This is a genomic window from Pantoea sp. BL1 (genome assembly GCF_000963985.1).
Taxonomy (GTDB): domain Bacteria; phylum Pseudomonadota; class Gammaproteobacteria; order Enterobacterales; family Enterobacteriaceae; genus Pantoea; species Pantoea rwandensis_B.
This window is the reverse complement of sequence record NZ_JZRH01000008.1, coordinates 1-20,698: the sequence shown is the minus strand read 5'-3', so window position 1 is coordinate 20,698 and position 20,698 is coordinate 1. Positions and strand designations below refer to the sequence as shown.

Below are 20,698 nucleotides of genomic sequence, written 5' to 3'. Positions count from 1 at the left end.
GCAAGGCCAAAACAGGCTAAAAAGCCGCATTACGCGGCTTTTTACCTTCTGATGACGCTGAGGACTCAGGCGATACGTTGGGTCGGTACGGCGGCGGTTAACGCCAGTTTGACCGGTACCGATTTCGAGGTCGGTGTCCCGCTGCCATCACCGTAGCTGGAGAGCGGCACCAGTGGGTTGGTTTCCGGATAATAGGCCGCGAGATTACCACGCGGAATGTTATACGGCACCAGCTTAAAGCCACTGACACGACGCGTCAGGCCATCATTCCACAGCGTTTCGATATCCACTAACTGGCCTTCGCTAAAGCCAAGTGACGCCATATCATCCGGGTGGATAAACACCACTTCACGCTGGCCATAGACACCGCGATAACGGTCATCAAGGCCGTAAATCGTGGTGTTGTACTGGTCATGTGAACGCAGGGTCTGCAGTGTGAACGGCACTTCAACATCATTACCCAACTGCGGGAACAGTGAAGCTGGCAAGGCCGCCGCGCTGAATTCCGCCCGTTGACTTGGCGTATTGAAACGCAACTCTGCCGCCGCGCTACCGAGATAGAACCCGCCCGGAATATCGCATTTGTTATTGAAGTCGGCAAAGCCTGGAATGGTGGCGCCGATGTGATCGCGGATCACATTGTAATCATCGGCCATGCCCAGCCAGTCAATTTTGTCGCTGCCCAGCGTGGCGTGTGCAATGCCTGCCACAATCGCCGTTTCGGAGCGTTGGGTGTCTGCCAGTGGAATGCCCACACCTTCTGAGGCATGCACCATGCTGAAAGAGTCCTCAACGGTGATGAACTGGTTACCGCTGGCCTGACGATCGCGCTCTGTACGGCCCAGCGTTGGCAGAATCAACCCCTCGTGGCCCGGCACTAAATGGCTGCGATTGAGTTTGGTGCTGATGTGCACGGTCAGACCGCAATGCTGCAATGCTTCCTCTGTCACCGGTGAGTCGGGTGCAGCAGCAGCAAGATTGCCACCCAGGGCGATCAGCACTTTCACTTCATCACGCAACATCGCGCTGAGTGCTTCAACGGTGTTATGGCCGTGTTCACGCGGCGGTTCAAAACCGAAATGCGCGCCCAGTGCATCGAGGAATGGCTTATTGGGTTTCTCATCGATACCCATGGTGCGGTTACCCTGCACGTTACTGTGGCCGCGCACCGGACACAGGCCGGCGCCTTTTTTACCCAGTTGGCCAAACAGCAGTTGCAGGTTGGTGATTTCACGTACGGTATCAACAGAATGCTTATGCTGGGTCACACCCATCGCCCAGGTAATGATGACGCGCTCAGCACTTTGGTAGATCGCTGCCGCTTCCCGAATCTGCGCTTCGCTCAGTCCGGATTGACGAACGATATCTTCCCAGCGCGTGTTATCCACGGCAGCCAGATAACCCTCAATGCCATGGGTATTGGCATCAATAAACGCCTGGTCGAAGATCCCCGGTTCACCGGCCGCCAGACGCTCACGCTGGACTTCCAGCAGGGTTTTCACCATGCCGCGAATGGCCGCCATGTCACCGCCAAGATTAGGCTGGTAATAGGCAGAGCTAATCGTACCTGCTTTAGAGGTAACGATTTCCAGCGGTTTTTGTGGATCGGCAAAACGTTCCAACCCGCGCTCGCGCAGCGTGTTGAATGTCACGATTTTCGCACCGTGATCGGCCGCGTGGCGCAGGCTGTGCAGCATACGTGGATGGTTAGTTCCCGGATTTTGACCGATAACGAAAATCGCATTGGCGTGGTCAAAATCATCGAGACGAATGGTGCCTTTCCCGACGCCGATACTGCGCTTCAAGCCGGTACCGCTGGCTTCATGGCACATGTTGGAACAGTCAGGGAAGTTATTGGTGCCCATTACACGGCCAAACAGTTGATAGAGCCATGAGGCTTCGTTACTGGCGCGCCCGGAAGTATAAAGCTCCATCTGGTCGGGATGATCCATCGCCTTGAGATGACGAGCAATCATCGCTAGCGCATCGTCCCAACTGATCGGTTCATAGTGATCGGTGGCATTGTTATAGCGCATCGGATGGGTCAGGCGACCCTGATACTCCAGGAAATAGTCGCTCTGTTGATACAGGGTGCTCACGCTGTGTTGGGCAAAGAATTCAGGCTCCACTACGCGGCGGGTCGCTTCCCAGGTCACCGCTTTGGCGCCGTTCTCACAGAAGCTGAAGGTACTTTTATTGTCATCACCCCACGCACAACCTGGGCAGTCAAAGCCACGTGCTTTGTTCATGCGCATCAAATTGCGCATGTTTTTCAACGCGGCTTTACTATCAAGGACGAAACGGGTGGTGGCTTCCAAAGAGCCCCAGCCGCCAGCAGCGGCACGATAAGGCTGAATTTTACGTTTAAATTTCATAGTCGTTGCAGGCTTATTGTTTATGAATTGTTATCAGAATATGACTTCTGTTGTGGGAAAGTGTGCGACTGACAGCAAAAGTTGTCTAATTGATTGGTTTAATGGTGCGATAGGCGGCGTTTATCGCGCTCAAGCTGGCAGAAGCGTGATGCAGTTCAAATTTTACCCGCTGGCAGGACCGGGCTGCGACGTGAGAATCCAATAACTGGCTAATAATTGCTCTTTCCATCGATGAAAGGGCGCGCACCATGAAGAATCTTGCCAGCCAAATTCATGCCTTCGGTAAAGCATTAATGATGCCGATCTCCGTTATTGCCGCTGCCGGTATCTTTCTCGGCCTGGCTGCCGCGATGCAGAATCCCGCGGTCACCGGCGATGCCTTTGCCCATCTGCAGGTACCACAACTGATTATTGGCTTTATCCGCAAAGTGGCGGCGGCCTTATTTGCCAATCTGCCCGTGTTCTTCGCCGTTGCCAGCGCCATTGGTCTGGCGAAAGCGGAGAAGCCTACTGCGGCTTTTGCGGCAGTCATTGGCTATGTCGTGATGAATGTGGGCATCAGTGCTACGCTGGCGGCCAAAGGGCTGACGGCGGCTACCACTACCCCAGAGGCCTTGCAGCAAGCAGGTCTGGATCAAACCACGGCGATGATGACCTCGGCAGAGTACATCGAAATGCTGGGCATCTTTACTTACAACATGAGTGTGCTTGGCGGCGTGATTGCCGGGCTGGTCACCGTGGCACTGCATAATCGCTTTTACACGCAACAATTGCCGACGGCGATTAGCTTTTTCGGCGGGCGGCGCTTTGTACCCATCGTCACCGTTATCGTTTTGCCGCTGATTGGCGTGCTGCTGGCGCTGATCTGGCCCACGATCGGCGAAGGCATTGCCTGGGTCGGCAAGATGATTGGGAAAAGCGGCCAGTACGGCGCGTTTCTGCTGGGAACCGGCGAACGCCTGCTTATCCCCACGGGTTTGCACCATATCCTCAATGAAACGGTGCGTTTCACCCCCATCGGTGGCATGGCGACGGTGGACGGGCAAACCATTGTCGGTGCACTGAATATCTTCAACATTTCGCTCACCAATCCGGGCGCTATACCTGATGAGACGGTGCGTAGCGCCACCCAATTCCTGGCTCAGGGCAAAATCCCGGTGATGATGTTCGGCTTACCTGCGGCTGCGCTGGCGATCTACCACACCGCGCGCCCGGAGCATAAACAGCGGGTCAAAGCGCTAGTGATGGCAGGTGCGTTGACCTCCTTCACCACCGGCATCACTGAACCGCTGGAGTTTTGTTTTATCTTTGTGTCACCGGTGCTTTATATCCTGCATGCGTTGTTGACCGGCCTGTCATTTATGCTGATGTCGATGCTGCATTTAATGATCGGCAACGTGCAGGGCGGCGCGATCGATCTGGTGGTGTTCGGTATTCTCGGCGGCAGTAAAACCCAATGGTGGTGGACGGTAGCACTGGGTGTGATTTATGCACCGATCTATTACTACGGCTTCCGTTTTGTCATCACGCGCATGCGAGTGGAAACGCCTGGACGAGAATCGGATGAGGAGCCGCAAACCGCGCAGGTGACAGCGGATGAACGCACTCAGGTGATCATCAGCGGGTTGGGCGGCGAGGCCAATATAGAGGACGTCGATTGCTGTTTCACACGCCTTCGGGTGCGCGTGAAAGAGATGAAAGAGGTGGTGGATCAAACGCTGCTGACCACCGGCGCTAACGGGATCAACCGTGTCAGCGAGCACGATGTGCAGGTGATTTATGGTCCGCAGGTGGAGAAAATTGCTAACGAAGTGAAAAGCGCATTAGGCGTGGCGTAACACATTTAGTTACCAGGCTAATAATAAAATGAGCAATCAATGTTAAATCCAGTTCGCCATAATTTGCGAAGATGGATTTGCCCCTTCAAGAGCTAAGCCATTAAGAGTGCCGGAGATAAGCGCCGGGTGGGGCATTAACTTTCAATCGAAGGCTGCCGCAGGGTGGCCTTCGTGCTTTTTGCGCCGTGAACAGGATAAAGCGGTGCGGGTTTGCTACCATAGCGCGATCGTGACTTTAAGGTGGATGCCAAAATCGACATCAAGCAATTGATATATCTCTGTAATTTAGAGCGTGAGCGCCATTTTGGCCGCGCGGCAGAGGCCAGTTTTGTCAGCCAGCCGACCTTATCCATGCGGTTAAAAAACCTTGAGCGTGAACTGGGTTTATCGCTAATTAACCGCAGCAATAACTTTGACGGCTTTACGCCAGAAGGGGAACGCGTGCTGACCTGGGCGCGTGAGATCGTGTCGGTCTACTCGGGCCTGAAGCTGGAAGTCGAATCGCTGAAGCATGGCGTTAACGGCACGCTGCGCCTGGGCGTGATGCCACAGTGCAGTGTCGCCTTGCCGGCGTTATTAAAAGCGGTTGAAACGCGTTATCCGCAGCTGGATTATCGCGTCTCCGCCATGAGTGCCGACCAACTGCTGGAAGCACTGAATAGCCATACGGTGGACGGTGGCATTGGCTTCTTCGAACTCACCGCTCTGCGAGAATTACACTTTCAGACCGCGCTGTTAAAAGACCCCGGCGTGGAGGCGATTTTTAATCCTCAGCACTTCCCGGATTTACTTCAACACGAAACGGTTTCACTTTCGCAACTGGCGCAGCAACCGCTGTGCCTTGCGGAACCCACGCGCTATTTCCGTCGTTACGTGGATAGCCAACTACGCGAAACCGGTTTGTTACCGCGAGTGATTGTGGAAAGTGCCTCGATTATGCAGCTATTACAGAGCGCGCAGGTGGGATTAGGCGTGATGGTGTCGCCGCGCGGACATTTACTGCCGGAGATGCTGCAAAATCTGGCGCGGAGGCCGATTGAGATGGCGCCCATGGGACGCCAGGCCGCGTTAGTGATTGCTGAGCCGGGCAGAGCATCGCCGCTGGCTCAACATTTCTTTGACGAAGCGCGGCGCCATCTGCCGGATTAACGAGTTTCACCCAGCGCCATCCATAACCGATCCTGCCAGCTGGCAAACGCCACTGTCTGCAAGAGCGTAAAAATGCGCTCGGTTCCCCATCCCGCATTCAGCAATGGCTGCAGGTGCGCTGCGCTAAAGCGCTCTGGCATGCGAACCAGCTGAGCGCTAACGCCAATCACCGGCTGCACTTCTCCCGCTTTATCAACATCTGCAAGCAACGCTTCGCGCTGGCTAGCGGCATGGCGCGTGAACGGGCGCTGACAACCCAGAATGCGCGCGCTGGTTGCCAGCGCCAATGTGGATTGCTCGTCATGATGTTCGCCGATGCGCTGTTGCAAAGTCGCCCAGCCATACAGCGCCTGCGCGTCATGCACCAGCAACCAAATCGCGTCCTCTAATCCTTCGATGCCCTGACAAAAGGTTATCGCCGCCAGTTGATCGGCACTGGCATAGCGCAACTCAACCGGTTTGAGCGCGTGCTGCCATGCGGTGTCTCGGTCAAAAAGCGCCGGATCGGCATCCGCGGGTGGTGATACGCCGGGTATCCAGCGTACCGGCAAGCCCATCATGGCCTGCAGTGCCGCGACGACTCGCGCCTGATAGCTGACGAATCCCACCAGTTGATTAAGAGTGACGATATCTGGCTCTGTGAGCCCGACGGCATCCAGGGCGCTGATACCCGTGGCATTGATCAGTGCCGGTTGCATCGCCAATTGACGCGCGTACTGGGTGATTTGCGTCAGGCGGTTGTTACTCTCGCGGGAGGAATCCGGGCCCGGCAGCGGATTGAGGCGCGCGGAGTAGTGATTGCACAGGCGCTGCACACCGGCAACCTGCGCCACCGTTAACGCGGTACTGAGACGATCGTAGAGCGTTAAGGTATGCGTGAGCGAGTTGCTCAGCGTATCCGGTAGCAAAATCTGGCTCAGATCGCGCGCGGCCAGTAACGCCGGCTGGAAGCGAGTAAACAGGGGCTGAAGAGCAGTGGCTTCCTGTTGCAGACCTAATAAAAATCGATCTTCGAGATAGGCGGCTTCGGGCACTAATGGCGCGGTGGCCTGGGTGTGCGGGCGAGTCTGGCTTTCATAAAACCAGTGGTCATGGCCGGGAGAACGGCGTTGTTCCATGGTCATTCCTTGCGCAAAAAACGGTCTGGGTACGCGACGGGCAAATCTGAAAAGCGCATCGCCACCAAAAGGCTAGCTTATCGTCGCTGAAGCACTGGCTGTGGCAAAAGAATGAAGGGGAATAATTAAGATCGAATGAATCTATACGCCTGAAATTTCAAGCGGTAGCGAGCAGGGAGAGGTGAGTTTGCGGGAGCAGTCAGGCGAAAGTGAACAGGGCGAAAATCGGTCAGGACAGCCGAGACTTCGCTAAGAAAAAAGGCGAGCACCAGGCTCGCCTTCAGAACTTATTTCAGTTCCAGCTCGTTCATCGCGGCAATGCTGAAGCCGCCATCAACGTGAACCACTTCACCGGTGATACCACCCGCCAGATCAGAGCACAGGAAGGCCGCAGAGTTACCTACGTCTTCGATGGTGACAGTACGGCGAATCGGGGTAACGGCTTCACAGTGAGCCAGCATCTTACGGAAATCTTTGATGCCTGAAGCTGCCAGGGTACGGATTGGACCCGCGGATACGGCGTTAACACGCGTACCTTCAGGACCCATCGCGTTCGCCATGTAACGCACGTTGGCTTCCAGAGACGCTTTAGCCAGACCCATCACGTTGTAGTTCGGGATCGCGCGCTCTGCACCCAGATAAGACAGGGTCAACAGGGCTGAATTCGGGTTCAGCATCGCACGGCACTCTTTCGCCATCGCAACGAAGCTGTAGGCAGAGATGTCGTGAGCGATTTTGAAGCCTTCACGGGTCACGGCGTTCACGTAGTCACCATCCAGCTGATCGCCAGGTGCGAAACCAATTGAGTGAACAAAGCCGTCAAATTTTGGCCAGGTTTTTGCCAGTTCGGTGAACAGCGCAGTGATGCTCTCGTCTTCTGCCACATCGCAAGGCAGAACAATGTCAGAACCCAAATCTTTAGCGAACTCTTCCACACGACTTTTCAATTTGTCGTTCTGGTAGGTGAAAGCCAGTTCTGCGCCCTGTTTGTGCATCGCCTGTGCAATACCGTAGGCAATGGAGAGTTTACTGGCAACGCCAGTAATCAGAATGCGCTTACCGGAAAGAAAACCCATAGCTGTAATCCTTATGGTCATTGTTGTTGGCGGTCGCAATGATTAAATAGTAGGCGACCGACGTTAATCGACGTGCGGATTCTAGCACGTCTCTCTCAAATGCGGTAAATCGCACCGCGTTTTCGCGATGTGATGAACAATCAACGAACTTTGCGCCAGGCTTCGGCGGTTAAGGCTTCGCCAAAATGGCTGGTGATCAGCCGTTTAGTGAGGTCATGCAGTGGCGAGGCCAACACATCAGCCGTGCCGCCGCGTTCCACCACTTCACCCTGATGCATCACCAGTACCTGATCGCTAATGTGCTTCATCATGCCGATATGTTGCGTCACATAAATATAGGCGATGCCGTGCTTCTCCTGCAGTTCCAGCATCAGATTCACCAGCTGTGAGCGCATCGTCATATCCAGTGAGGCGAGCGCTTCATCCGCGACAATGACCTTCGGTTGCAAGATGAGTGCACGAGCCAGTGCCAGACGTTGTTTCTGGCCGGGGGCCAGCATATGCGGATAGTAACCGGCGTGATCGCGCAGCAAGCCCACCTGACGCAGCGTGGCAATAATGCGCTTCTCCCGCGCTTCATCATCCAGATCGGTATTCAGGCGCAGCGGAAAGTCGAGAATCTGACTGACGCGCTGACGCGGGTTGAGTGAGGTCGATGGATCCTGAAAAATCATGCGAATACGCTGACTGCGATAACCGTAATCGCCATACTCCAGCGGATGATCGTCAATCAGCATCTCACCTTCCGTCGGGGCCACCATGCCGCTCAACATTTTCGCCAGCGTGGATTTCCCTGAGCCGTTCTCACCAATAACCGCTAAGGTCTGCTTCTCGCGCAAGGTGAAGCTTACCCCTTTCACCGCCTCAACATGCTGTCGGCGAAACAGACCGGTGCGATAGCGATAGGTTTTACTCAGGTTGCGCACTTCCAGCAGGGTTTCCATGCTCATTGCCCCTCCACATTTAACGGGAAGTGACAGGCAAACAGATGCGATTTGGTACCGGTGAGACGCGGCGTCTCAATACACTTACGCTGCGCATAGGGACAGCGTGGCCCTAGTCGACAGCCAATCGGCAGATGTTCAAGCGAAGGAATGGCACCGGACAGTGTGTTCAGGCGGCTCTTATGCGGCAGTGCACTGCCAAAGTCGGGCATTGCGCGGATCAGCGCCTGGGTATAAGGATGATGCGGCGTATCCATTAAATCTTCACTCTGCGCGGTTTCAACGGTCTGTCCGCAGTACATCACGTTAATGCGATCCGCCCACTGGCTCATGGTGCGCAGGTCATGACTGATCAGCAAAATCGTGGTGTTGTTATTTTGGTTGAGGCGGCTCAACAAGCGGAATATTTGTGCCTGCGTGGTCGGTTCCATAGCATTGGTCGGCTCATCGGCGATCAGCAGACGCGGCTGATTGGCCAGCGCAATGGCGATCATCACTTTCTGGCATTCACCTTCCGTCAATTCATACGGGAAACTGCGCATGATGTCTTTGTGGTCTTTAATGCCCACGCGGTGCAACAGCTCGATGGCACGCGCTTTGCGCCAGAACCACAAACGCTGATACCAGCGCCCTTTAAAAGTCCAGCGTGGGATCGCCTGCATCAACTGGCGGCCGATGCTTTCAGAGGGATCCAGACAGGATTGCGGTTCCTGGAAAATCATCGACACGTTATGGCCGACAATGCGGCGTCGTTCGCGCGGCGTCAAACGCAGCAAATCGATATCATCGAACACCATACGATCGGCGGTGACGCGCCAGTTATCTTTGGTTACGCCGCAAATCGCTTTCGCAATCAGGCTTTTGCCAGAGCCGGATTCACCCACCAGCCCACGCACTTCACCTTCACTGAGCGTCAGGTTAATGCGATCAACGGCTTTCACCGGACCTTCTGAGGTCATGAACTCGATAGTGAGATTACGAATATCCAGTAACGGCATTATTCAGCTCCCGCTTCTACGGCGCGACGGATGCCATCGCCCAGCAGGTTAACGATCAACACACTGACCATCAGCGCGACGCCGGGCAGCATCACGGTCCAGGGCGCGACATAAATCAGCTCCAGCGCATCGCCCAGCATCGCTCCCCATTCAGGTGAGGGCAGCTGTGCCCCTAAATCGAGGAAACCGAGTGCGGCAATGTCGAGAATGGCCATGGAGAGTGAACGCGTAAATTCCCCGACCAGCAGCGGCAGGACATTGGGCAGCACTGCGTTCCACAGAATATTCAGATTGCGCGCGCCATCCAGACGCAGCGCCACCACATACTCTTTTTCCATCTCGTTATGTACCGCAGTATAGATCTCCCGCACCAGGCGCGGAATGATCGCCAGCAATACCGCCAGCATGGCGTGTTCAAGGCGTGGGCCTAAAAAGGCCACCACAATGATTGCCAGCAGCAGCGAAGGGATGGAGAGCAAGGTATCCAGCACGTGGTTCATGACCGCAGAGCGCAAACCGTGGGTAACGCCGGCCAACACACCCAGGATCAGGGCGCAAATCGCGGCTAAAACCGTCACCATGATGGCCGAACCGACAGTAGGCGCGACGCCGCTCAGCAGGCGGCTCAATACATCGCGGCCTAAATCATCGGTACCGAGGAAGAAGGAGACATCCCCGTAACGCGACCATGAAGGGGGCAACAGCTGATAGCCGAGGAACTGCTGATCGATGCCATAGGGCGACAATAAGCCGCCAAACAGGCACAGGAATAGTAGGGTACCAAAGCCGTACAATCCGATCATGCCGCTGGTATCACGATAAAAACGCTGCCAGAACAGACGAAATGGGCTGGGTAACTTCGTCTCTGCATAGATATTATCTAAGGGCATACCATTCCTTGTGTTTCAACGGATTAAGCGCCGCACCTAGAATATCTGACAGCACGCTGACCAGAATCACCAGACCGCCAACCACCATCACACCGGCAGAGATGGCCGCATAATCCTGCTGACGAATGGCGTTGATCAACCAGCGGCCAATGCCCGGCCAGTTGAACACCACTTCCGTAATCATCGCCAGCGTCAGCATGGTGGAAAACTGTAAACCCAGACGCGGGATCACGGGCGGAAGCGCGTTGTGCAGCACATGGCGGCGAATCACGGTGAAGCGAGATAATCCGCGCGTGGCCGCCGCTTTCACATAGTTTTTATCCATCACATCGCTGGTGCTGCTGCGCAGTAAACGAATCACCTCGGTGGTCGGTGCGACGGCCAGTACCACCACCGGCAAAATCATATGCGTCAGGGCACTCATCAACATCTCATGGCGCCACGGTGAAGGGCTCAGCCAGGCATCAATCAGTGCAAAGCCGGTCACGTTTTGTACCGGGTAGAGCAGATCAAACCGTCCGGAAACCGGCAGCCAGCCCAGCGTCAGGGAGAAGAACAGGGTGAACAGCAGTGCCAGCCAGAACACCGGCATCGAGAAGCCCAGCAGAGCCAGTGCGCTGATGGCTTTATCCTGCCATTTTTTGCGCATCACGCCCGCGCAAATTCCCAGCGGAATACCCACCAACAGCGCCAGCATGAAGGCCAGTATGCAAAGCTCCAGCGTGGCGGGGAACACCTCGCGCAGTTGCAGATCGATCAGCTGGCCGTTGGTGCTGGAAACACCGAAGTCGAATTGCAGCAGGCCTCTAAACCAGAACCACCAGGCATCGAACAGCGAGGCACCTTCCAGCGGCGCATTCGGCGTAAAGTAGCTCAGACTGAAACTCACTAGTGACAATAAAAACAGGGTGATCAGCAGCAACAGCAGGCGACGCAGTATATAGATGATCATGCTTATTCCTCGCTGCTCTCATCACGGTAAACCCCGGCAAACGAGGCATTCCCAAACGGACTGAGCACCAGACCTTTAATATCATGGCGATATGCCTGTAAACGCAACGATGACGCCAGCGGCAATACCGGTAATTCCCGCGCCAGAATTTGCTGTGCCTGATCGTAGCTGTCGATGCGCGCCGAAAGTTGCTGCGACAACAACGCCCGTTGCAATGATTCATCAAAGGCCGGTGAACACCAGTGCGCAAAGTTGGTTTGCGAGCGGATGGCTGCACAGCTCAACAGCGGCCGGAAGAAGCTATCCGGGTCGTTACTGTCTGTCGCCCAGCCGGTCAGCGTCAGATCATGATTCATCGCCATCAACTGCGCTTCCTGGAAACGGCCCTCCACCGGGGCGATGGTGACGCGCACGCCAACCTGAGCCAAGTCGGCTTGCAGCAGTTCAGCGGTTTTCAGTGGGCTGGGGTTCCAGGATTGTGAGGTGGTAGGCACCACCAGTCGCAAGTGCAGATCTTCCAGCCCGAGCGCTTTCAGCGCTTCACGGGCTTTGGTCGGATTGTATTCGGTGACCCGCGCATCATTATCATACGCCCAGGACGCTCGCGGTAAAATGGAGGCGGCGGTTTCAGCGGTGCCGTAATAGATCGATTCCATCAGGCGTTCGTTATTAATGGCCAGTGCCAGCGCGTGACGCACTTCCGGGCGATCCAGTGGCGGTTTACGCGTATTGAACGCTAAATAGGCGATGTTCATGCCAGGACGCAGCGTCATGCGCAGACGCGGGTCATCACGCAAAATCGAGAGCTGGCTGGCCGCCGGATAAGCCAGCACATCACATTCACCTGTGAGCAACTTCGAAAGACGTCCTGTTCCACCCACGCCAAGATCGATCACCACCTGTTGCAGCCGCGGCACACCTTTCCAGTACTGCGGATTACGCGCCAGGCGCAGATATTGCCCGGTACGGTACTCGCTCAGCTGAAACGGCCCGGTGCCCACCGGCTCGCGATCCAGGCGCTCCTGCTGGCCTTTCGCCGTCAGCGTGTCGGCGTATTCCTGCGACAGTATCGGCGCGTAATGCGTAGCAATGTGCCAGAGGAAAGAGGCGTCCGGACTGTTGAGACGGATTTCTACCGTGTCGTTGTCCAGCTTTTTAACGCTTTGTACCGAGTCAGAGAACTGCAAACTATCGAAATAAGGATAGCTGCCACCGTTGACGTTATGCCACGGATGCTGGCGATCAAACATACGCGCAAAGCTGAACACCACGTCATCGGCATTCATTTTGCGTGTGGGTTTAAACCAGTTGGTGTGCTGGAAAGAGACATCTTTGCGCAGATGAAAACGGTAAGTGGCGCCGTTATCGCGCACTTCCCAGCTCTGTGCCAGGTCAGGAATCAGACGATAAGTGTAGGGGTCCACATCCAGCAGGCGGTCATAGAGCTGTGCCGCCAGCGTATCCACCACAAGGCCGCTGCTGACCATTTGTGGATTAAAGGTATTGACCGTGCCATTGACGCAATAAACAAAACCGCTATTACGGATGTTATTGGTTGGCGCGGCCAGCGCAGACGCACTCAATACGCTGAGACCGAGCAGCAGCGAGGAGAATAATTTTGGCATAGAACTCAACGATTCTGAGGCAATAGCGTGAGTGTATCGCAAACGTCACGCACTCCCCAAATTCATGATGGTTCTGCGTTGTTTTTCGCCAATCTGGCGAGGAGGTAATCACAATGTTAGTGTGGAAATGAGAAAAATTCTCAATTAGGGCTTTACAGATGATAATAAGAATGATTATTATTCTTCTGCGCTTCGACGGTGGCTCTACCGAAGAAGAGCACGACATTGCTCACATTGCTTCCAGTATTAAGTTGCCCGCATCTAATGCGGGCTTTTTTTTGTGTGTCGTTTTTCCCGTCATCTTTTGCGCTGCTGCTGCGTTAGCTGCGCGCGCTAACCCCGGCCACATACTGATGTATGCTCCCGGGGATTAGCGCACTTGCCGCCTTGCATCAGCACAAAAGCTATAGGGAAAACCGACCCACACTTGAGCTGTTTTTGAAACATCTCTTAACCGACTTAATGATGATATGGGGATTTTTCTGCTTGCAGTGAAACCTCGTTGTATTCCAGGAAACTACCAGGTGAGCTTATTCAGCTTATGTGGCTAACGTTACCCAATGGTTAATCCTCATCACGCACCTGAACATCGTGCTTATCATCATTGATCGTAATTGTTGGTAAATCACCCACAGTAACTCTGCGGCGCAGCGTTTGCAGCGCGCGTTCTTGTTGTTTAATCCTCATCCCGTGCCTGGATGCCGTGCTTTTTCATCATGGCGCGTAACTGATGGTAGGTGACCCGCAGTAACTCGGCGGCGCGGCGTTGGTTGTATTTTGCCTGTTGCAAGCTGGCTTCGACCAAATCGCGCTCCTGCTGGTTTTGCCACTGGCGCAGATCGAGTGGCAGGGCGGGTAAGCCGCTGGTGTTGGGTTCGGGGGGGCTTTCAGGCGCGGCGCTGCGCGGCGCGAACGGGTTGATGATGATATTATCCAGTTCCTGCTCTGCGCTGTGATGGCGATACACCGAGCGTTCCACCACATTCTTCAATTCACGTACATTGCCGGGCCAACTGTGGGTGAGTAGCGTGAGCTGAGCGCGCTCGCTGAAGCCGGGAAACAGCGGCAGGCCGAGTTCGCGGCACATCTGGATAGCAAAATGCTCGGCCATCACTAGAATATCGCTGCGACGTTCGCGTAACGGTGGGAGTTGCACCACATCAAAGGCGAGACGATCGAGTAGATCCGCGCGGAATTTTCCTGCCGCAGCCAGTGCAGGTAAATCTTCATTGGTGGCACACACCAGACGCACATTGACCTGCAAGGACTGATTGCCTCCCACACGCTCCAACTGACCGTATTCGATGACGCGTAGCAATTTCTCCTGCACCAGCATCGGCGCGGTCGCCAGCTCATCGAGGAATAAAGTGCCGGCGTCAGCACGCTCAAAGCGGCCAAGATGACGTTTTTGCGCGCCGGTAAACGCACCGGCCTCGTGGCCAAACAGTTCAGAATCCAGCAGGTTTTCATTCAGTGCCGCGCAGTTAAGCGACACAAAGGGCCCTTGCCAGCGATCGGAGAGATAGTGCAAGCGGCTGGCAATCAACTCTTTGCCGGTTCCTCGCTCGCCTATCACCAATACCGGTTTTTCCAGCGGCGCGAGACGCGAAACCTGCTCCAGCACCTCCAGGAAGTTGTTTGATTCGCCCAACAGGTTGTCACTGCCATTTGCCATGATGAATTTCGCCACTGGTTAATCAATTTCACTATATTAATGGTTGCTTACTCGAATGTAAAATATGCAAATTCTATAAAATCAATAAATTAAAAGTTGGCACGCCATTTGTATTAAGAAACCGTGCACCGCACAACCACATGACAATCAGAGGAACATCATTATGGGTATTTTTTCTCGTTTCGCCGACATCGTGAACGCTAACATCAATTCCCTGCTGGAACGCGCCGAAGATCCGCAGAAACTGGTACGCCTGATGATTCAGGAAATGGAAGACACGCTGGTGGAAGTTCGCTCCACGTCAGCGCGCGCGCTGGCAGAAAGGAAACAGTTGCTGCGCCGAATTGAGCAGGCCGAAGTTCAGCAGGCTGAATGGCAGGAAAAAGCCGAGTTAGCCATCAGCAAAGAAAAAGAAGATTTGGCGCGCTCTGCGCTGATTGAAAAACAGAAACTGACCGATCTGATTGCAGCACTCAAGCAAGAAGCCATTCAGGTTGAAGAAACATTAGATCGCATGAAAGGTGAGATCGGTGAGCTGGAGAAAAAACTCAGCGAAACCCGCGCACGCCAGCAGGCATTGATGCTGCGTCATCAGGCAGCGTCCTCTTCCCGCGATGTGCGCCGTCAGTTGGACAGCGGCAAGCTGGATGAAGCCATGGCGCGCTTCGAATCGTTCGAACGCCGCATTGACCACATGGAAGCGGAAGCGGAAAGCCAGCGTTTTGGTAAGCCAAAAGGTCTTGACCAGGAGTTCGCCGAGCTGAAAGCTGACGACGAAATCAGCCAGCAGCTGGCGGCGCTGAAAGCCAAAATGAACCGCAGCGAGTAAATGGGCGTGGGGCTCTACGCTGAGCCCCGTGACCAGGGTGTTAATGATTAAGGAGAGTCAATGAGCGCACTTTTTCTCGCCATACCCCTGACGATCTTCGTGCTCTTTGTAGCGCCGATCTGGTTATGGCTGCACTACAGCAACAAACGCAACGGTGGCGCGGAATTGTCATCAGGCGATATGCAGCGTCTGCAACAGTTGACCCAGGACGCGCGCCGCATGCGTGAACGCGTGGAAGCACTCGAAGCGATTCTGGATGCAGAACATCCGAACTGGAGGCAACCATGATGAATGGCCGCAAATTGTGGCGCATCCCGCAGCAGGGGAAAATTCGCGGTGTTTGCGCCGGTCTGGCCGAGTATCTCGATATTCCGGTGCGCCTGTTGCGTGTGATTGTGGTGCTGTCACTGTTCTTCGGGCTGTTTATGTTTACCGTGCTGGCGTACTTCATCCTGGGCTTTGTGCTGGATGAAAAGCCCGCGGATGCGCCGGATCAACACACGCCAACGGCACGTGATTTGCTGGATGAGCTGGAAACATCGTTGAAAAGTGATGAGCGCAACGTGCGAGATATCGAGCGTTACGTCACTTCAGAGACCTTCAGCGTGCGCAGTCGCTTCCGCCAAATCTGATTATTTCCGCCGGGCCCACAGCGGGTCCGCTTCATCGCATATTCTTAAGGAGTGGAGATGTACAATCCGCGTATGACTGCTCTGCGCCGCCGCGCAACACCTGCGTTGAAGTCGGCGGGGAAATTCATCATCATCAGTGCAGTAACCTATGGTCCCGGCGGGTTAGCTGGCTGGGCAGTGAAATCGGTGGCGCGTCGCCCGTTGCGCCTGCTTCTGGCGGCCGCCCTGGAACCGTTGCTGAGTAAGGCATTCAAACGCCTGTCCGCACGTTTCGTCAGGGAGATGGATGAAAAGACTGCAAAATGAACTGGCCGCGTTGATGAACCGCGGTGTTGACCGCCACTTACGCCTTGCCGTAACCGGTCTGAGCCGCAGCGGAAAAACCGCGTTTATCACCTCGCTGGTGAACCAACTTCTCAATGTACACAGCGGCGCCCGTTTGCCGCTGTTTTCCGTGGTGCGTGAAGAGCGCCTGCTCGGCGTCAAACGTGTGCCTCAGCGGGAACTGGGCACGCCGCGTTTTACCTATGACGAAGGTCTGGCGCAACTCTACGGTACGCCTCCCGTCTGGCCAACGCCGACACGTGGTGTCAGCGAAATGCGTCTGGCGCTGCGCTATCGGCCTGAACAATCGCTTTTGCGCCATTTCAAAGATACCGCCACGCTGTATCTGGAAATCGTCGATTACCCTGGTGAATGGTTGCTCGATCTGCCGATGCTGGCGCAGGATTATCTCAGCTGGTCGCGACAGATGATGGGGTTGCTGCAGGGCGATCGTCAGCAGTGGGCGGCACACTGGCACAGCTTGTCACAGGGTCTCGATCCCTTTGCCCCCGCGGATGAAAATCGTCTGGCGGAGATCGCTGCTGCCTGGACTGATTATCTGCATCAGTGCAAAACCGAGGGATTGCACTTTATCCAGCCAGGCCGCTTTGTGCTGCCGGGCGATATGGCAGGCGCCCCGGCGCTGCAATTCTTCCCGTGGCCACAGGTCGATGAGATTCACGCCAGCAAGCTATTGCAGGCTCCTGCAGGCAGTAACTTTGCCGTGCTGCAACAACGTTTTAACTACTACTGCCAGCACGTGGTGAAAGGTTTCTATAAAAATTATTTTCTGCGTTTTGACCGCCAGATTGTGCTGGTGGATTGTCTGCAACCGTTAAACAGCGGACCGCAGGCGTTCAATGATATGCGCCTGGCGCTGACCCAATTGATGCAGAGCTTCCATTACGGGCAGCGCACGCTATTCCGTCGTCTGTTTTCCCCGGTCATCGACAAACTCTTGTTTGCTGCCACCAAAGCTGACCATATCACGGCCGATCAGCACGCCAATATGGTGTCGCTGTTACAACAGTTGGTTCAGGATGCCTGGCAAAACGCGGCGTTTGAAGGGATCAGCATGGATTGTCTTGGACTGGCGTCGGTGCAGGCCACCGAAAGTGGGCTGGTGGATCATCGTGGCGAAAAGCTGCCCGCGCTGCGCGGTCATCGTCTTCATGACGGCGAAGCGCTGACCTTCTATCCGGGTGAAGTGCCGCCACGTTTGCCCGGACATCAGTTCTGGCAACAGCAAGGATTTCAGTTTGAACAGTTCCGGCCGCAGCAGTTGGATGTCGATCGGCCGCTGCCGCACATTCGCATGGATGCCGCGCTGGAATTTTTACTTGGAGATAAATTGCGATGAGCGACGAAACCCCTTTAAAACCGCGCATTGATTTTGCACGACCGCTCGAAGCGGAGGCGCAGCAACCGCTGCGGGCGGCACACACTTTCAGTGAGGAAAGCGAGGGCGCTTTTCTTGCTACCCAAGAGTCGGAGCCGCTGGCAGAGGGCGAAGGTGAAAAAGTGGTTGAGGCCGCGCTGCGCCCCAAACGCAGTTTATGGCGCAAGTTGGTAGGTGCGGGTCTGGGGATTTTTGGCATCAGCGTGGTCGCGCAGGGCGCTCAGTGGATGCATGATGCCTGGATCACGCACGATTGGTTTTCGCTCGGCACCGGTGTAGCAGGAAGTCTGATTGTGGTTGCCGGAGCCGGGGCATTGATCGGCGAATGGCGTCGACTTTACCGGCTGCGCCAGCGAGCAGAAGAAAGGGATATCGGACGAGAGTTGCTACACAGCCACGGTATCGGTAAAGGGCGTGCTTTTTGCGAAAAGCTGGCTCAACAGGCGCAGCTCGATCAGGCGCATCCGGCACTGCAGCGCTGGCATGCGGCGCTGCATGAAACCCACAATGACCGAGAAATCGTGATGCTTTACGCGCAACTGGTGCAACCGGTGCTGGATCGTCAGGCGCATCGTGAGATCAGCCGCCACGCTGCGGAATCCACGTTGATGATTGCGGTGAGTCCACTGGCGCTGGTGGATATGGCATTTATCGCCTGGCGCAACCTGCGGCTGGTCAATCGCATTGCGGCTATTTATGGCATCGAGTTGGGGTACTTCAGCCGCATCCACCTGTTTCGTTTAGTGTTGCTGAATATGGCCTTTGCCGGCGCCTCCGAGTTGGTGCGTGAAGTGGGGATGGATTGGATGTCGCAAGACATCGCCGCACGGCTCTCAGCCCGCGCCGCTCAGGGCATTGGCGCCGGTTTGCTGACCGCGCGTCTGGGTATCAAAGCCATGGAACTGTGCCGCCCGCTGCCATGGCTGGAAGATGATAAGCCGCGTCTCGGAGATTTCCGTCGGGAACTATTGGTTCAGCTAAAAGAATCCCTGTCTAAGAGTGGGGGTAAAGCAGGGCAGGCTGCTAAATAATGTCCTGTTGTTCACCTTTCACGCTGCCAATCAGGTGGAAGGTGAAATTATCTTTGTTAAATGTGATATTTGGCGGGATTATTGTGGGTTGTTCCGCTACACTTCTCCGCGTCACCTGCCTCAAACTGTCAACTTTTCATGACAGGCCTCTTCTGAGGCGCTGCAAGTTAGCGTATTATCTCTAAAATCAAAACCTGACTAAGGCTCATCGCAATGCGTTTGGAAGTTTTCTGCCAGGACCGCATCGGTCTGGCGCGCGAGCTACTCGACCTGCTGGTTGCGCGCAACATCGACCTGCGCGGTATTGAAATTGCGCCACTCGGTCGCATCTATCTCAACTTTTCTGCCCTTGAATTCGAACCCTTTAGTACGCTGATGGCGGAAATCCGTCGTACACCGGGCGTAACAGATGTGCGCACCGTAAGCTACATGCCCTCTGAGCGTGAACATCGCGCGTTGAGTGCATTGCTGATTGCTATGCCGGAACCGGTGTTCTCTATCGACCTTAAATGCAAGGTGGAACTTGCCAACCCGGCAGCGCAGAACCTGTTTAATCTCGATGAACAGAAGCTGCGTAATCAGAACGCCGCAACCCTGATCACCGGTTTCAATTTCCAGCGCTGGATCGAGAATGAGCGTGTGGAAGCCCAGGCACATCACGTTGTTATTCAGGGACGTGATTTCCTGATGGAAGCCCGACCGATTTATCTGGCAGAAGAAGAGGGGCAGAGCGATCAGCCCGTCGGCGCAATGATCACGCTGAAATCCACCGCCCGCATGGGCCGCCAGCTGCAAAATCTCACCGTGACGGATGAGTCGGAATTTGACCACATCGTGGCAGTGACGCCGAAAATGCGTCAGGTGATCGATCAGGCACGTAAACTGGCGATGCATGATGCGCCGCTGCTGATTGTCGGCGATACCGGCACCGGCAAAGATATGCTGGCACGCGCCTGCCATCTGCGCAGCGCACGCGGTAAAAAACCCTTCCTGGCCCTTAATTGTGCGTCTCTGCCGGATGATGTGGCTGAGAGCGAGCTTTTTGGTCACGCGGCGGGCGCTTATCCGAACGCGCTGGAAGGCAAGAAAGGCTTCTTTGAACAGGCCAACGGCGGCTCGGTGCTGCTGGATGAGATTGGTGAGATGTCACCGCGCATGCAGACAAAACTGCTGCGCTTCCTCAACGATGGCACTTTCCGTCGCGTGGGTGAAGAACATGAAGTGCATGTGGATGTGCGCGTCATTTGTGCCACGCAGAAGAACCTGATCGAGCTGGTGCAACGGGGTGAGTTCCGTGAAGACCTGTTTTACCGCCTTAATGTACTGACGCTCAATTTGCCGCCGTTGCGAGAGCGTCCGCTGGACATCCTGCCGCTGACGGAGATGTTTGTGGCGCGCTTTGCCGATGAGCAGGGGCTGCCGCGTCCGCGTTTGTCACCGCAGCTCGCGCCGTTCCTGACGCGCTATAACTGGCCGGGTAACGTGCGACAGTTAAAGAATGCGCTGTATCGTGCACTGACGCAGCTGGAAGGCTACGAGTTACGTCCTCAGGACATCATTCTGCCTGAGCAGGCATTAGATGTGACGTTGGGCGAAGAAGCGATGGAAGGTTCGCTGGATGAGATCACCAGCCGTTTCGAGCGTTCGGTGCTGACGCGGCTCTATTTGTCTTATCCCAGCACGCGCAAACTGGCAAAACGCCTGGGTGTCTCGCATACCGCGATAGCCAACAAATTGCGCGAATACGGTTTAGGGCAAAAACGTGGCGAAAGTGAATGACCTGCTAGCGCATAGCTCGCTGCCATAAAAAAGGGCGCACTTCACAAATGAAGTGAACCCCTTA

Annotated in this window: 18 protein-coding genes; 9 read left to right on the top strand and 9 right to left on the bottom strand. The window is 55.2% G+C overall.

Annotated features, from left to right (window positions below; all coding sequences use genetic code 11):
• Positions 1-65: 65 nt before the first annotated feature.
• Complete coding sequence (locus VH86_RS05020; RefSeq protein ID WP_045832136.1) at positions 66-2,375, bottom strand: FdhF/YdeP family oxidoreductase; 2,310 nt, start codon at positions 2,373-2,375, stop codon at positions 66-68.
• Between the two features lie 248 nt (positions 2,376-2,623).
• On the opposite strand from VH86_RS05020, the gene VH86_RS05015 reads away from it, so the two are divergent.
• Both VH86_RS05015 and VH86_RS05010 read left to right on the top strand, forming a co-directional pair.
• Complete coding sequence (locus VH86_RS05015; protein ID WP_045832135.1) at positions 2,624-4,213, top strand: PTS transporter subunit EIIC; 1,590 nt, start codon at positions 2,624-2,626, stop codon at positions 4,211-4,213.
• Between the two features lie 252 nt (positions 4,214-4,465).
• A complete protein-coding gene (locus VH86_RS05010; protein ID WP_045832185.1) occupies positions 4,466-5,362 on the top strand; it encodes a LysR family transcriptional regulator in 897 nt (298 codons plus the stop codon).
• On the opposite strand, the gene VH86_RS05005 is transcribed toward VH86_RS05010, so the two are convergent.
• The 8 genes from VH86_RS05005 to pspF form a co-directional block, all read right to left on the bottom strand.
• Positions 5,359-6,480 carry an oxidoreductase gene (locus VH86_RS05005; protein ID WP_045832134.1) on the bottom strand — a complete coding sequence of 374 codons (1,122 nt, stop codon included), beginning with the start codon at positions 6,478-6,480 and terminating at the stop codon, positions 5,359-5,361. The genes VH86_RS05010 and VH86_RS05005 overlap by 4 nt on opposite strands.
• 287 nt (positions 6,481-6,767) lie before the next feature.
• On the bottom strand, positions 6,768-7,556 hold the full coding sequence (gene fabI, locus VH86_RS05000; protein WP_007892455.1) for an enoyl-ACP reductase FabI: 789 nt from the start codon (positions 7,554-7,556) through the stop codon (positions 6,768-6,770).
• 140 nt (positions 7,557-7,696) lie between these two features.
• The gene (sapF, locus tag VH86_RS04995) at positions 7,697-8,500 is read right to left on the bottom strand and encodes a putrescine export ABC transporter ATP-binding protein SapF (RefSeq protein WP_038650074.1); all 804 of its coding nucleotides are present in this window, start codon (positions 8,498-8,500) and stop codon (positions 7,697-7,699) included.
• Between the two features lie 2 nt (positions 8,501-8,502).
• Entirely contained in the window at positions 8,503-9,498 is a 996-nt protein-coding gene (gene sapD, locus VH86_RS04990) for a putrescine export ABC transporter ATP-binding protein SapD (protein WP_038646725.1), read from the bottom strand.
• Positions 9,498-10,388 carry a putrescine export ABC transporter permease SapC gene (gene sapC, locus VH86_RS04985; RefSeq protein WP_038646727.1) on the bottom strand — a complete coding sequence of 297 codons (891 nt, stop codon included), beginning with the start codon at positions 10,386-10,388 and terminating at the stop codon, positions 9,498-9,500. The genes sapD and sapC overlap by 1 nt, the downstream gene beginning before the upstream one ends.
• A complete protein-coding gene (sapB, locus tag VH86_RS04980) occupies positions 10,375-11,340 on the bottom strand; it encodes a putrescine export ABC transporter permease SapB (RefSeq protein ID WP_038646729.1) in 966 nt (321 codons plus the stop codon). Before sapB ends, sapC begins: the two co-directional genes overlap by 14 nt.
• A gap of 2 nt (positions 11,341-11,342) precedes the next feature.
• Entirely contained in the window at positions 11,343-12,965 is a 1,623-nt protein-coding gene (sapA, locus tag VH86_RS04975; RefSeq protein WP_045832133.1) for an ABC transporter substrate-binding protein SapA, read from the bottom strand.
• A 676-nt stretch (positions 12,966-13,641) separates the two neighbouring features.
• Positions 13,642-14,640: a phage shock protein operon transcriptional activator gene (pspF, locus tag VH86_RS04965; RefSeq protein WP_045832184.1), complete on the bottom strand. Its 999-nt coding sequence runs from the start codon at positions 14,638-14,640 to the stop codon at positions 13,642-13,644.
• A gap of 163 nt (positions 14,641-14,803) precedes the next feature.
• Between pspF and pspA the strand changes: the two genes are divergently transcribed.
• From pspA to tyrR, 7 genes are all read left to right on the top strand, one after another.
• The gene (gene pspA, locus VH86_RS04960) at positions 14,804-15,469 is read left to right on the top strand and encodes a phage shock protein PspA (protein WP_038646734.1); all 666 of its coding nucleotides are present in this window, start codon (positions 14,804-14,806) and stop codon (positions 15,467-15,469) included.
• 60 nt (positions 15,470-15,529) lie between these two features.
• Entirely contained in the window at positions 15,530-15,757 is a 228-nt protein-coding gene (gene pspB / locus VH86_RS04955) for an envelope stress response membrane protein PspB (RefSeq protein ID WP_034821383.1), read from the top strand.
• Positions 15,754-16,101 (top strand): envelope stress response membrane protein PspC, encoded by a 348-nt coding sequence (gene pspC / locus VH86_RS04950; RefSeq protein WP_045814418.1) that lies wholly within the window; start codon positions 15,754-15,756, stop codon positions 16,099-16,101. The genes pspB and pspC overlap by 4 nt, the downstream gene beginning before the upstream one ends.
• A gap of 57 nt (positions 16,102-16,158) precedes the next feature.
• Entirely contained in the window at positions 16,159-16,407 is a 249-nt protein-coding gene (gene pspD / locus VH86_RS04945; protein WP_045814419.1) for a phage shock protein PspD, read from the top strand.
• A complete protein-coding gene (locus VH86_RS04940; RefSeq protein ID WP_045832131.1) occupies positions 16,388-17,785 on the top strand; it encodes a YcjX family protein in 1,398 nt (465 codons plus the stop codon). Before pspD ends, VH86_RS04940 begins: the two co-directional genes overlap by 20 nt.
• Positions 17,782-18,855 (top strand): YcjF family protein, encoded by a 1,074-nt coding sequence (locus VH86_RS04935; RefSeq protein WP_045832130.1) that lies wholly within the window; start codon positions 17,782-17,784, stop codon positions 18,853-18,855. Before VH86_RS04940 ends, VH86_RS04935 begins: the two co-directional genes overlap by 4 nt.
• A 213-nt stretch (positions 18,856-19,068) precedes the next feature.
• Positions 19,069-20,634 carry a transcriptional regulator TyrR gene (gene tyrR, locus VH86_RS04930; RefSeq protein WP_034821366.1) on the top strand — a complete coding sequence of 522 codons (1,566 nt, stop codon included), beginning with the start codon at positions 19,069-19,071 and terminating at the stop codon, positions 20,632-20,634.
• Positions 20,635-20,698 lie beyond the last annotated feature (64 nt).